This window comes from Streptomyces sp. NPDC051940 (assembly GCF_040680895.1).
GTDB lineage: Bacteria > Actinomycetota > Actinomycetes > Streptomycetales > Streptomycetaceae > Streptomyces.
In genome coordinates, this window is record NZ_JBFAXR010000050.1 from 1 (window position 1) to 13,330 (window position 13,330).

Annotated in this window: 8 protein-coding genes; 1 reads left to right on the forward strand and 7 read right to left on the reverse strand. The window is 74.7% G+C overall.

Annotation, left to right across the window (positions count from 1 at the left end; translation table 11 throughout):
• From pepN to malQ, 5 genes are all read right to left on the reverse strand, one after another.
• A partial coding sequence (gene pepN / locus AB0M28_RS20410; RefSeq protein WP_365406504.1) for an aminopeptidase N occupies nucleotides 1-2,593 on the reverse strand: 2,593 nt, incomplete at its 3' end.
• Nucleotides 2,594-2,697: 104 nt separating this feature from the next.
• Entirely contained in the window at nucleotides 2,698-4,029 is a 1,332-nt protein-coding gene (locus tag AB0M28_RS20415) for a TerD family protein (protein ID WP_365406506.1), read from the reverse strand.
• 65 nt (nucleotides 4,030-4,094) lie between these two features.
• The gene (locus AB0M28_RS20420; RefSeq protein WP_365406509.1) at nucleotides 4,095-5,123 is read right to left on the reverse strand and encodes an aspartate-semialdehyde dehydrogenase; all 1,029 of its coding nucleotides are present in this window, start codon (nucleotides 5,121-5,123) and stop codon (nucleotides 4,095-4,097) included.
• Between the two features lie 191 nt (nucleotides 5,124-5,314).
• Nucleotides 5,315-5,500 (reverse strand): hypothetical protein, encoded by a 186-nt coding sequence (locus tag AB0M28_RS20425; protein ID WP_365406607.1) that lies wholly within the window; start codon nucleotides 5,498-5,500, stop codon nucleotides 5,315-5,317.
• Between the two features lie 104 nt (nucleotides 5,501-5,604).
• On the reverse strand, nucleotides 5,605-7,881 hold the full coding sequence (malQ, locus tag AB0M28_RS20430) for a 4-alpha-glucanotransferase (protein ID WP_365406512.1): 2,277 nt from the start codon (nucleotides 7,879-7,881) through the stop codon (nucleotides 5,605-5,607).
• A 1,416-nt stretch (nucleotides 7,882-9,297) separates the two neighbouring features.
• Between malQ and AB0M28_RS20435 the strand changes: the two genes are divergently transcribed.
• Nucleotides 9,298-12,378: a beta-N-acetylglucosaminidase domain-containing protein gene (locus AB0M28_RS20435; RefSeq protein ID WP_365406515.1), complete on the forward strand. Its 3,081-nt coding sequence runs from the start codon at nucleotides 9,298-9,300 to the stop codon at nucleotides 12,376-12,378.
• Nucleotides 12,379-12,380: 2 nt separating this feature from the next.
• On the opposite strand, the gene AB0M28_RS20440 is transcribed toward AB0M28_RS20435, so the two are convergent.
• Nucleotides 12,381-12,824, reverse strand: a complete 444-nt coding sequence (locus AB0M28_RS20440; protein WP_365406518.1) for a hypothetical protein — start codon at nucleotides 12,822-12,824, stop codon at nucleotides 12,381-12,383.
• Between the two features lie 20 nt (nucleotides 12,825-12,844).
• The gene (locus AB0M28_RS20445) at nucleotides 12,845-13,285 is read right to left on the reverse strand and encodes a sigma-70 family RNA polymerase sigma factor (RefSeq protein ID WP_365406610.1); all 441 of its coding nucleotides are present in this window, start codon (nucleotides 13,283-13,285) and stop codon (nucleotides 12,845-12,847) included.
• Nucleotides 13,286-13,330 lie beyond the last annotated feature (45 nt).

A 13,330-nucleotide genomic window follows, 5' to 3' on the forward strand; every position in this document is an offset into this window, starting at 1 on the left:
ACAGCGACCAGGTGAAGGAGTCGAGCGAGCCCTTCGCGGCCGGGGAGGTCGCGGTCACCTGCCAGGAGGGGGCCACGCCCGCGCGGGACTCGACGACCATGCGGCGCAGCGCCGGAGCCGGGTTCGTCTCCGCCAGCCAGGCGTCCGTGGCGTCCAGGGTGGCCTGCGACACCTGCAGCGTCGGGTACAGCCCCACGATGATCTGCTGGGCGATCTCGTGCGACCGCGAGGCGAACACGTCCGCCGCGGCGGCGAAGTACTTCTCCGTGTACGGGGCCAGCAGCTCCCGCTGGTCCGTCTGCACGAAGCCGCCGATGACCGCCTCCTGCACCGCGTTGGCGAGCTTGTCGCCCTCCACGACCGAGGCCCACGCCTCCGCCTTGGCCTCGGCGGTCGGCCGCCCCGCGCGGGCCGTCGCGGCGTGCCGCTCACCCGCGGCCGTCGGGTCGAGCTTCAGCTCGGCGGCGATCTCCGCCTCCCCGGCCCGCCCGGTGGCGGCGAGGCGCTGCAGCAGCGCCCAGCGCAGCTCCGTGTCGACGGCGAGCCCGTCGAACGACTCGGAGCCGTCGAGCAGCGCGGCGAGCAGGTCGAGCTGCTCGTCCGTACGGGCCGTGGCCGCGAACGCCCGCGCCCAGGCCAGCTGGTGGTCGCCGCCGGGCGCCGCGGAGCGCAGCTGGGCCAGCGACGCCTCCGTCCAGCGGGCCAGACCAGCCGCACGCCAGTCCGGCGCCGCGTACAGGTCGAGGGCCAGCTTGACCTGCCGCTGCAGCGACTGGACGACGCCGATGTCGCTCTCCTTCGTGATGCCGGAGAGGACCAGGTCGAGGTAGTCGCGGGTGGCGAGTTCGCCGTCGCGGGTCATGTCCCAGGCGGACGCCCAGCACAGGGCGCGCGGCAGGCTGCCCTCGAAGTCACCGAGGTGCTTCGTCACGGCGGCCAGGGACTGCGGGTCCAGGCGGACCTTGGCGTACGACAGGTCGTCGTCGTTGAGCAGCACGACGGCCGGCCGGCGGCGGCCCTCCAGTGCGGGCACCTTGGTCAGCTCGCCGTCCACGTCGAGCTCGATCCGCTCGTCGCGCACCAGCCGGTCGTCGACCAGCTCGTACAGGCCGATCGCGATGCGGTGCGGGCGCAGGGTGGACTCGCCCTTGGCACCGGCGGGCAGCGCCGGGGCCTCCTGGCGGATGGCGAAGGAGGTGATGTTCCCGTCGCCGTCCGTCTCGATCTCCGGTCGCAGGATGTTGATGCCGGCGGTCTCCAGCCACGCCTTCGACCAGGACTTCAGATCGCGCCCGGAGGTCTCCTCCAGCGCGCCCAGCAGATCGGTCAGCCGGGTGTTGCCGAAGGCGTGCCGCTTGAAGTACGCCTGCACGCCGCGGAAGAACTCGTCCTCGCCGACGTACGCCACCAGCTGCTTGAGCACCGAGGCGCCCTTGGCGTAGGTGATGCCGTCGAAGTTGACCATGACGTCCTCGAGATCGCGGATCTCGGCCATGATCGGGTGGGTGGACGGCAGCTGGTCCTGGCGATACGCCCAGGTCTTCATCTGGTTGGCGAAGGACGTCCAGGAGTTCGGCCAGCGCGAGCCGGGGGCGGACGCCTGGCAGGCGATGGAGGTGTACGTGGCGAACGACTCGTTCAGCCAGAGGTCGTTCCACCACTCCATGGTGACCAGGTCGCCGAACCACATGTGGGCCAGCTCGTGCAGGATCGTCTCGGCGCGCGCCTCGTACGCGGCGTCGGTGACCTTCGACCGGAAGACGTACTGGTCGCGGATGGTCACCGCGCCCGCGTTCTCCATCGCGCCCGCGTTGAACTCCGGGACGAAGAGCTGGTCGTACTTCTCGAAGGGGTACGCGTAGTCGAACTTCTCCTCGAACCAGTCGAAGCCCTGCCGGGTGACGTCGAAGATGTGGTCCGCGTCCAGGAACTCGGCCAGCGACGGCCGGCAGAAGATCCCCAGCGGTACGCTCCGCCCGTCGCCCTCCCAGGTGCCGTGCACGCTGTGGTACGGGCCGGCGATGATCGCCGTGATGTACGTCGAGATGCGCGGCGTCGTCGTGAAGGCCCACACGCCGTCGACCGGCTCCGGGGTCGGCGAGTTGGAGTTGACGATCCAGCCCTCGGGGGCCTTCACCGTGAACTGGAACGTCGCCTTGAGGTCCGGCTGCTCGAAGGACGCGAAGACGCGGCGGGCGTCCGGCACCTCGAACTGCGTGTAGAGGTACGTCTCGCCGTCCACCGGGTCGACGAAGCGGTGCAGGCCCTCACCGGTGTTGGTGTACGCGCAGTCGGCGACGACCGTGAGCGTGTTCTCGGCGGCCAGGCCCGGCAGCGCGATCCGGGAGTCCGCGAAGACCTCCGCCGGGTCGAGCGCGGTGCCGTTCAGGGTGACCTCGCGGACCGAGGGGGCGACCAGGTCGATGAACGTGGCGGCACCCGGCTCCGCGGACCGGAAGCGGACGGTCGTCTCGGACCGGAAGGTGCCCCCCTCCTTCGCCCCGGTCAGGTCGAGGTCGACGACGTACGACTCGACATCGAGCAGTCGCGCCCGCAGCTGCGCCTCTTCGCGGGTCAGGTTCGTGCCAGGCACCAGGGCATCTCCTTCGTTGCTTAAGCCTCCGGCCATCCTCGCACGGGGGCTGGGGGTGGTACCTCCGGGATACGGGGTGGGCCCGGTGGCACCTGCGGGGGCGGTCAGCCGCCCACGGACACCCGCCAGGGACCGTCGGCGCGGACGCGGACCAGTCCGGGGCCCTTCACCGGGGCGAGGACGTCGGTGCGGCCGATCTCGTTGACGAGGCCGTCCAGGTCCTCCGGCCAGTCCGGCTCGCCGGTCGCCACCAGGTGGTCGACGATGAAGTTGTCCTCGCCGCCGTGGCCGAACGACAGCACGCCCGCGGGCCCTTCGTAGAGCAGCAGGTCCGAACCGTGGCCGTCCAGGGTGTGGGTGAGCCGGCGGGCGTGGCCGAGGGGCCGCACGCTCAGCTCCCACGCGGTGTCCGCCTCCACCCGTACGGACAGGGGGCGGTCGGCCGGCACCAGGGTGGCCGTGCGGCCGTGCACGTCGTCCTGGTACGCCTCCAGCAGGAAGTCGGTGCTGCGGCCGTAGGCGTCGCAGGACTGGATGGTCACCCCGGGGCTGCCGGAGCAGACGATCTCCAGCACCACCCAGCCGCCGGGCGGCAGGGTGGGCTCACAGGTGACGCGCTGGTTGCCGCGGCCCCGGTGGACCTGGGGGGCGAACGCGGCGTCGAGGCCGGGGAGGCCCGGGAGGCGGGCGGGGGTTTGGGTGGGGGTGGGGTACGGGGCTTGGGCCGGGGGCTGGGCGGGATACGCGGCCTGGGCGGGGGACGGGTCCGGGGCCGCGGCCGGGGTGGGGTAGGGCGCTGGGGCCGGGGGGGCCTGGGTGGGGTAGGGCGCCGGGGGAGGCGGGGGCACCGGATGCGGGGGCGGCGGCGGGGGCGGCGGCGGGGGCGGGGGCGGGGCCGCCGGGGGCGGGGTCTGCACCGTGATGCCGAAGTCCGTGGCGAGGCCCGCCAGCCCCGTGGCGTAACCCTGGCCCACCGCGCGGAACTTCCACCCGCCGTTCCGCCGGTAGAACTCGCCGAAGACGAACGCCGTCTCCGCCGTCGCGTCCCCGATCGCGAAGGACGCCACCGGCTGCCCGCCGGGCAGCGTCACCCGCACCTCCAGCAGCGGGATCCGCCCGAACGTGCCGCCGTCGGCGGACGCCGCCACCACGATCCGGTCGATGCCCGCCTCGACGGCCGGCAGGTCCACTTGGAGCCAGTCGGCGACCGCCGGGCCCTGCTGATCGGACTTGCCGAGATGGCGCACGCTGCCCGACGGGTGCTCACGCTGGTTGTAGAAGACGAGGTCCGCGTCGCCGCGGACCCTGCCGGACGCGTCGAGCAGCAGCGCGGAGACGTCCACCTCGGGGACGCCCGGACCGCGCTGCCAGCTCACCGTCACATGGAGCGCCTCGGCGGGGACGGGGAGGTTGGCTCCCTTGGCCATCTGGGTCATGGCGGGATCCTCACACGGGTCCCCCGCCGGAACACAGGCTTCCGGGTTTCCCGGGCGCCCGGGCGTCAGCCCTTCAGCTCCTCCGCGACCAGCTCCGCGATCTGGACCGCGTTCAGCGCGGCGCCCTTGCGCAGGTTGTCCCCGGAGACGAAGAGGGCGAGGCCGTTCTCGACGGTCTCGTCGTTGCGGATCCGGCCGACGAACGACTCGTCGCGGCCCGCCGCCATCAGCGGGGTCGGCACCTCGGTGTAGACGACGCCGTCCGCCTCCTTCAGGATCTGCACCGCGCGCTCGGGGCTCAGCGGGCGCTCGAAGCGGGCGCCGAGCTGCAGCGAGTGGCCGGTGAAGACCGGGACGCGCACGCAGGTGCCGGAGACCTTGAGCTCCGGGATCTCCAGGATCTTGCGGGACTCGTGGCGGAGCTTCTGCTCCTCGTCGGTCTCGTTCAGCCCGTCGTCGACGATCGAGCCGGCCATCGGGAGCACGTTGTACGCGATGGGGGCGACGTACTTGTCCGGCGCCGGGAAGTCGGCGGCGGTGCCGTCGCGGGTCAGCTTCGGGGCGTCCTCGCCGACCGCGGCGATCTGCCCGTACAGCTCCTCCACGCCGGCCAGTCCGGACCCGGAGACGGCCTGGTAGGAGGAGACGACCAGGGCGGTCAGCCCGGCCTCCCGGTGCAGCGGCTTGAGCACCGGCATCGCGGCCATCGTGGTGCAGTTCGGGTTGGCGATGATGCCCTTCGGGCGGTCCTTGACCGCGTGCGGGTTGACCTCGGAGACCACGAGGGGGACCTCGGGGTCGCGGCGCCAGGCGGAGGAGTTGTCGATCACGACGGCGCCCTGGGCGGCGACCTTCTCGGCCAAGGCCCGGGAGGTGGCGCCGCCGGCGGAGAACAGCACGATGTCGAGGCCGGAGTAGTCGGCCGCCGAGGCGTCCTCGATGGTGATCTCGCGGTCCTGCCACGTCAGCGTCCGGCCCGCGGAGCGGGCGGAGGCGAACAGCCGCAGCTCGTCGACGGGGAACTTGCGTTCGGCGAGGATGTCGCGCATCACTCCGCCGACCTGTCCGGTCGCTCCGACGATTCCGATCCGCATGCGGCTCTCCTCCTGGGGACGTGGTGGGTCGCCTCCCCACTCTGCCCGATCCGTCCGCCAGGCCAAAACGGATTGCCCGGGTGGCGAGACGGCGGGTCGCGGCCGTCCTCGGACGGCCGCGGGGCTCACGTCGCGGTCGCGTGGGGGCCGCGCCTCGGTTGTGCCGCGCTCACGCCTCGGTCACGCCGCGCTCACGCCGCGTCGGAGCTCTTGCGGTCCGACTTGTCCAGGGCCACGACCAGGCCCGCGATCACGAGGAACGCCAGGATCGGGAGTCCGACGTACAGGCCCAGCGTCTCGCCGACGCTCAGGCCCTCACCCGGGTCGTCGCCGGCGTCACGCGTGAGGGCGAAGGCGGGGGACGACATCAGCAGCATCAGCGTCGTACCGGCGGTGAGGGTGCCGGCGCGCAAGGCATTCTTGGTGACCACGCTCCCGAATCTAGCGAACCCGGACGCAGGGCGCGCGTCCGGGGTGCCGTTCAGGGTCCCGCCACCGCCCGTCGTACGTCCTCCAGCAGTGCGTGTACGCGCGGTGAGGCGGCCAGGTCCTCCAGGGTGAGGGGGCGGCCGTCGGGGTCGGCGACCGGCAGTCGCCAGTTGGGATACGCGTCCACCGTGCCGGGCAGGTTCGCGGGCCGCCGGTCGCCCGCCGCGTCCGGCAGCCAGACGCCGACCAGACGCGCCGGGGTACGGGCCAGCAGCCGGTACACGGCCTTGAGCGCCGCCTCCTCGTCGTACGCGCCCTCGGGCAGCAGCCCGAGCGAGCGGATCAGCTCCAGCCACTCCCCCGTGTCCGCCGCGTCCTCCCGCCGCGCCTGCCCGTACGGCGTGCCCAGCAGCCCCAGCCGGTGCCGCAGCCCGACGTGGGAGCCGGTGAGCCGGGCCGCCGTGGGCGGCAGATCGTGCGTGGTGGCCGTGGCCAGGCAGCCCTCGCGCCAGCGCGCCGGGGCCAGCGGGCTGCCGTCGCCGCGGTAGTCCCGCTCGAACCACATCACCGACGTGCCCAGCACCCCGCGCTCCGCCAGCGCGTCCCGGAACTCGGGCTCGACCGTCCCGAGATCCTCCCCGATCACCGGCGTACCCGCCCGCCACGCCTCCACGGCCAGGACCGCGAGCATCGCCTCGGCGTCGTACCGCACGTAGGTGCCCTCGGCGGGCGGCCGACCCTCCGGCACCCACCACAGCCGTGACAGGCCCATCACATGGTCGATGCGTACGGCGCCGGAGCCGCGCATCAGGGCGCGCAGCACCTCCCGGTACGGGCGGTAGCCGGCCGCGGCGAGGGTGTCGGGGCGCCAGGGCGGCAGACCCCAGTCCTGACCCTGCGCGTTGAACGCGTCCGGCGGGGCGCCGATGGACATCCCCGCGGCGATGTGGTCCTGCAGCGCCCAGGCGTCGGAGCCGGAGGGGTGCACGCCCACCGCCAGGTCGTGCACCAGGCCGACGGACATGCCGGCGTCGCGGGCCACGCGCTGGGCGCGGGCCAGCTGGCCGTCGGTGAGCCACACCAGCCAGCTGTGGAAGTCGACGCGGTCGAGGTGCTCGGCGCGGGCACGCCCCGCCGCGGCGGACCGCGGCGCACGCAGTCCCGCGGGCCAGGCCCGCCACTCGGGCCCGTACAGGTCGGCGAGCGCGCACCACAGGGCGTGGTCCTCCAGCGCCTGCCCCTGGGCGGCGAGGAAGTCGTGGTAGGCCGCCCGCCGCCCCGCCGTCATGGGCACACGGCGGACGATCTCGAGCGCGGCGCGCTTGACCGCCCAGACGGCGTCGCGGTCGATCAGCTCGCCCTTGCCGACGACGCCGTCGCGGAGGGCGGCGGCCTTCGTGAGGAGCGGGGCGATCGCGTCCCGGTCCTCCGGGGGGAGGTAGCGGTACTCGGGGATGTCCTCGATCCGGAGGTGGACGGGGTCCGGGAAGCGGCGGGAGGAGGGGCGGTAGGGGGAGGGGTCGGTGGGGTGGGGTGGGTCGGTGGGGTGGGGTGGGTCGGTGGGGTGGGATGGGTCGGTGGGGTGGGATGGGTCGGTGGGGTGGGATGGGTCGGTGGGGTGGGATGGGTCGGTGGGGTGGGATGGGTCGGTGGGGTGGGGTGGGTCGGTGGGGTGGGGTGGGTCGGGTGGGCTCAGCTGTGCTCCTGGGACGGCGGCGTGCAGTGGGCCCAGTTGCAGGAAGCCCGTGCCGTGGGTGCGGCCCGTCCACGCGGCCAGCTCGGCGAGGTCGCCGAGGTCGCCCATGCCCCAGGAGCGGTTCGAGAGGAGCGCGTACAGCTGGAGCATCAGGCCGTGGGCGCGGGGGGCCTGCGGCATGCGGGGTGGGGCGATGACGAGGGTGGAGGTGGCGGTGCGGCCGTCGGGGGCGGTGGCGGTGAGGGTGTGGCAGCCGGGTGGGAGGTTTGCGGTGGGGGGTGTGCTGGCGCCGGCGCCGGCGCCTGCCCCCGCGTCGGCGGCGGCGTCTGCCCCTGCGTCGGCGCCTGCGCCGGCTCGGGGAGGTGGCTCGGGTCCCGTGTGTGCCTCAGTTCCGGGGGGCGCCCCCGTCTCCTCCAGTTCCACGTGTACGCGGGTGCCGTGGGGGAGGTCTGGCATCCCTACGACGGTCGGTGGCAGGAGGGGCGGTGGTCCCTGGCTCCCTCGGTCGGGGTCGACGCCCATCGCCGCGAGCACGGCGCGCACGGTGCCCTCCGGGACGGTGACGCGGTGTCCGGGGGCGGGCTCGTAGAACGTGGCGACGCCGTGCGCGGCGGCGATGCGGGCCAGTTCCATGCCTCCCCCTCACGGTGGACCCCCGAAGCGTCTCAAATCCCCCGCGCCGATGACAGCCCCGCGGGGTGCGGCTCCCTCCGGGGTGTCGCCCGGTGACCGGCGCCGCCCCGCGCCTGCGGCGCGGGGTTGCCCCCACCCGCACACCACCCGTTACGGCAGTGCCTGGTCACCCCCGGCGCCTGGGTGGGCCCTGGTGGGGCGGTGACCGGGTGGTGGGGGCGGTGACCCCTGTGGGGACGGTGACCGGGTGATGGGGGCGGTAACCCCTGTGGGGACGGTGACCGGGTGATGGGGACGGTAAGCCCTGTGGGGACGGTGACCGGGTGGTGGGGCGTGGGGGGTGGGGGTGTTCGTGGCTGGTTGTCGGTGGGGATCGAATTGATCCTGCGGCCCCAGGGGGCCTTGCCGGGCGGAGCGCGAGGGGACGGCGCCATGGCGCCGCCCAGCGAACGGCTCCGCTGACGCTCCGCCGAGGGTCGCCGCCGGTGACCCGGTGGGGTTGCGCCGGCTCCGCTGCGCTGCGCCGACTGATGCGAAGCGAACGGCTCCGCTGCGCTCCGCCGAGGGATGCCGTCGGCGAACCGACACGATGGACCGACTCCGCTGCGCTACGCCGGCAAAAGCGCACCTGCCAGCGCGACCGGCACCGCTCCAGCCCGTCCGGCGCTTGAGGACGAGGCGCGCAGCGCCGACCGCGTCAGCCGACGCAAAGGCGACCTCCAGCCCGTCCGGCGTCTGAGGACTGAGGCGCGAAGCGCCGAAGCGCGCCGCAGGCGCCCGCGGGAGCCGAGCCGATCAGCGCGACCGGCACCGGATCCAGCCCGTCCGGCGCTTGAGGACGAGGCGCGCAGCGCCGCGCGCCCGGCGCAAACCCGCGCCCGGGGACGTCAGACCCGAGGCGAAGCCTCGAAGTGCGTGGGAGGCATCGGCTCACTGATGAGGTTCTCGTCCGCAGCGAGCGGAGGCTCACTCGTGAGCGGCGCCCCAGCCGCAAGAGGCGGCTCGCTGGTGAGCGGAAGCTGCGCACAGGAGCACGTGCCCTCCAGCCCGTAGTCCGGATCGGAGCCGCCGTCGAACTTCAGATGGTCGTGGCCGGCCACGTCGTCCCTCCATCGCGTCGTCTACGAGGTGCGGGGCGCCCCCTGAGCGCCCCCCGTGCTCCGCCTCACACTACGGCGCCCGCGGGGGATTTGCCGCCGGGGTGGCGGGTATCACGCAAGACCTAGGGTCCAGCGGCCGTCGGGGCGGCGGTTTTTGCGGTCGGCGGCGCCTCGTAATGAATCAGACAAATGCGACAACTAACCTTCCCCGCCCCCTCGCGTTGACACCCGCCTCACGCAAGTGGTGGGCTCTGAGCAGAACCGAACGCGGGGGCGACCCGACGCACCCGTCAACAGACGAGTCGCAGGGGGTACGTTGCGCGGCGCAAGCAACGGCATCGGTGGAGCACGGGCGGCGAGCCCCACGCGTGCGCGCGCCGTCCTGGCCGTCGCCGTGCTGTCCGCCGCCCTCACCGGCTGCCTGCTCTGCGACGCCCTCCCCGCGCAGGCCGCGCCCGCGGGCTCCTCGCACGTCGCCCCCGAGCCCGGGCCGACCACGTCGCCCGCGCGGCGCGGGGCCGCCGCTCCCGCCACCTCCGTGTGGCCCCGGCCCCAGCAGCTGCGCCTCGGCGACGGCCAAGTCGCCCTCGCCGGGCGGCGCGTGGCCGTGCTGGCTGCGCCCGACGTCGATCCGTACGCCCTCGGCGTCGTCGAGGACGCCCTGGGGAGTGCGCGCAGCGTCGAGGTGCTCTCCCCCGTCGCGCCCCTCCCCCGGGGCGCCGACGTCGTCGTACGCCTGGAGGAGAACCCCGCCGGAGGCGAGGCTGACGCCTCGCCGCGTGGCGGGCGGACCGAGGCGGAGCTCGCGTTGCGCGCGCTCGGGGCCGAGCCGCAGGGCGATCTGCCCGCCGGGGGTTACCGGCTGGCCGCCGGCGGACGGACCGTCGTGCTGGCCGGCGTCGGCGCCGACGGACTGTTCAACGCCGCGCAGACGCTGCGGCAGCTCGCCGTCGACGGTGACGCCGGCGCGCTGAGGGCCGTACGGATCAGGGACTGGCCCAGCGCCGCCGTGCGGGGCACCGCCGAGGCGTTCTACGGCGAGCCCTGGAGCCATCAGCAGCGGCTGGCGTACCTGGACTTCATGGGGCGGACCAAGCAGAACCGCTATCTGTACGCCCCGGGCGACGACCCGTACCGCCAGAGCGAGTGGCGCGAGCCCTACCCCGCCGGGCGGCGCGCCGAGTTCCGCGAACTCACCGAGCGCGCACGGCGCAACCACGTCACGCCCGCCTGGGCCGTGGCCCCCGGACAGAACTACTGCTTCTCCTCGCGCGACGACGAGCGCGATCTGCTGCGCAAGGCCGAGGAGATGAGGGAGCTCGGCTTCGGGGCCTTCCAGCTGCAGTTCCCCGATGTGAGCTACGACGAGTGGCACTGCCGTGCGGACCGCGAGGAGTTCGGGACCGGGCCGGGCGCCGCAGCCCGCGCCCACGCCCGTACCGCGAACGCGCTCGCGGCCCGGCTGGGCGGCGAGGGTGCGCCCGCGCTGTCCCTGCTGCCCACCGAGTACTTCCAGGAGGGCGGCACCGAGTACCGGCGCGCCCTCGCCGACGCCCTCGATCCGGGCGTCGAGGTCGCGTGGACCGGCGTCGGGGTGCTGCCCCGGACCATCACCGGGGCGGAACTGGGCGAGGCGCTGGCCGTGTTCGGGCATCCGGTCGTCACCCAGGACAACTACCCCGTCAACGATTTCGACGCCGGCCGCGTCTTCCTCGGCCCCTACACCGGCCGCGAACCGGCCGTGGCGACCGGCTCCGCCGCGCTGCTCGCCGGGGCGATGGAGCAGCCGCTGGCCTCCCGTATCCCCCTCTTCACGGCCGCCGACTTCGCGTGGAACGCCCGGGCGTACGACCCGAAGGCATCGTGGTCCGCCGCGCTGGACGAGCTGGCCCGCGGCTCCGGTCTCGACCGCGAGGCGCTCGCGGCCCTGGCCGGGAACAGCGCGTCGTCGGCGCTGGACGAACGGGAGTCGGCGTATCTGAAGCCGCTGCTGGCCCGGTTCACCCGGGCGTACGAGTCCGGCGACCGGGCGGCGCTGGAGCGGGCGGCGGGACCGCTGCGCGAGGCGTTCACGACGATGCGCGAGGCGCCCGGCCGGCTGGGCGCGCTCTCCGGCGAACTGCGGCCGTGGCTGCGGCAGCTGGCCCGGTACGGCGAGGCCGGGGACCGGGCCGTCGAGATGATGCTGGCGCAGGCGCGCGGCCGCAGCGAGCAGGCGTGGCGCGCGCGGCTGGAGCTGGACACGCTGCGGGGCGAGATCGGCGGGGCGCCGGGCCGGGTCGGCGAGGGCGTGCTGGGGCCGTTCGCAGCGACGGCGGTCGCCAGCTCGGACAGCTTCACCGGCGCCTCGGCCGCCTCGCCCAAGGAGACGGACACGGCGCTGGACGGCAAGCCCGGCACGGCGCGCCGGCCGCGGGGCGCGGAGCAGGAGCTCGTCCTGCCGCTCGACGGGCGGCCGTTGCAGACGCTGACGCTGCTCACCGAACCCCGCACGGCGGGCGGCAGCCCGTATCCGCTGGCGGCGCCCGCGGTCGAGCTGTTCGTTCCCGGCGAGGGGTGGCGGCGCGCCGGGGAGCTGGCGGCGTCCGGTTTCACCGAGCTGGCACCGCGGGGCGCCCGCGCGGACGCGGTACGGCTGACCTGGACCGGCGGGGCCGCGCCCGCCGTCCACGAGGTCATCCCCTGGGCCGAGGGCACGGAACGCACCCGGCTGGAGCTGCCGCGCCCCGAGGTGGACGTGGCCATCGGCGGTACGGCCACCGTCGAGGCGACGCTCAGCGGCCACGCCCCGCGTGCGGTACGCGCCGCGCTGCGGGCCGCCGCGCCCAGGGGGCTGAAGGTCTCGGCGCCCCGGTCGGTGGACGTACCCCGCGGCGGTACGGCGACGGTCCGGCTGAGGATCAGCGCGCCGAAGGGCGCGAAGGCGGGGACGTACACCGTGCCCGTGCGGCTCGCCGGCGGCGAGGAGCGGACGCTGACCGTGCGCGCCTATCCGCGTACGGCAGGCCCCGACCTGGCGCGCGGGGGCAGCGCCTCCTCCTCCGGCGACGAGACGCCCGACTTCCCCGCCCCGGCGGTGGTCGACGGCGACCCGGCCACGCGGTGGTCCTCGCCCGCCCGGGACGACGCGTGGATCCAGGTCGCGCTCGGGCGCCCGGCGCGGGTCGGCGAGGTCGTGCTGCACTGGCAGGACGCGTACGCCGCGCGCTACCGCATCGAGGTCTCCGCCGACGGCCGCCGCTGGCGGACGGCGGCGGTCGTCGGCCGCGGGCGCGGCGGGCGCGAGTCGGTCCGTATGGACGAACCCGGCGTCCGCTTCGTCCGCGTCCACGGCGACCAGCGCGGCACGGAGTTCGGGTACTCCCTGTGGTCCGTGGAGGTCCGGGCGATCGGCTGACGTCAGCCGGCCGCCCTGCGGGCCAGCCGCTCCAGGCTCGCCCGGCCCTCCCGGCGCACGCCCAGCGGCACCAGCGCCGCCCGCCCCGGCACCCGTACGCCGCCGGTGAACGCGACCCGGGTGCGGGCGCCCTGCGGTACGGCGGCGAAGCCGACGAGCAGGAAGCGGCTCTGCAGCCAGCAGTACCCGGGCTGTTGTACGCCGTGCAGGCGGGCGCGCAGTCCGTAGCGGCTGCGGGCCTCGACGGTGAGCGTGTCGCTTCCGCTGCGCTGGATCCGCACCCGGTGCAGATCGGTGACGACGCCCTCCAGGGCGGTCAGCAGCGGCCAGACCGTGTCGTACGGGGCGTCGACCACCCGTTCCGTCACCGCGGCGCCGTGCACGCCGGCGGCCAGGGCGCGCAGCCGCGCCACGGTGTCGATCTCGGCGGCGGGCCAGTCCGTCATCCTCGTAGCTCCCTCGTCCGTCATGCCGACCACGCCTTGCGGAACGACTCCCGTGCCCTGCTCAGCCGGGACTTCACCGTGCCCACCCGCACCCCCAGCTGTTCGGCCGCGGCGCGCTCGTCCAGCCCCTCGACGTCGCGCAGTACGAGCACCGCGCGGTGTTCCGGGGAGAGCCGCCGCAGTACGTCGCCGATGTCCGCGGCGAGCTGCGGGTCGCCCGCGGCGGGCAGGTCCGTCAGGTCCGCGGGTTCGCCGCGGGCCGCGCGGCGGGCGAGGCGGACCGCCTCCCGTACGGCGATGCTGCGCACCCAGCCGTACAGGGCCGCGGGCTCCTTCAGTCCGCGCAGCCCGCGGAAGACGGCGATCAGCGCCTCCTGGGCGGCGTCCGGGCCCTGTTCGAGGGCGATGGGGCCGCAGAGCCTTCCCACGTACGGGGCGAGGTCCTGGAGCAGCGCGTTCATCGCGAGGGTGTCCCCGCGCTGGGCCGCGCGCACCAGGCCCGTCAC

Bases quoted from the DNA above. Each gene is read 5' to 3' on its own strand.
- AB0M28_RS20425 (WP_365406607.1), bottom strand. From the start codon at position 5,500: ATGCTGCTGATGTCGTCCCCCGCCTTCGCCCTCACGCGTGACGCCGGC.
- AB0M28_RS20415 (WP_365406506.1), bottom strand. From the start codon at position 4,029: ATGACCCAGATGGCCAAGGGAGCCAACCTCCCCGTCCCCGCCGAGGCG.
- AB0M28_RS20445 (WP_365406610.1), bottom strand. From the start codon at position 13,285: ATGAACGCGCTGCTCCAGGACCTCGCCCCGTACGTGGGAAGGCTCTGC.
- AB0M28_RS20440 (WP_365406518.1), bottom strand. From the start codon at position 12,824: ATGACGGACTGGCCCGCCGCCGAGATCGACACCGTGGCGCGGCTGCGC.
- AB0M28_RS20420 (WP_365406509.1), bottom strand. From the start codon at position 5,123: ATGCGGATCGGAATCGTCGGAGCGACCGGACAGGTCGGCGGAGTGATG.
- malQ (WP_365406512.1), bottom strand. From the start codon at position 7,881: ATGGAACTGGCCCGCATCGCCGCCGCGCACGGCGTCGCCACGTTCTAC.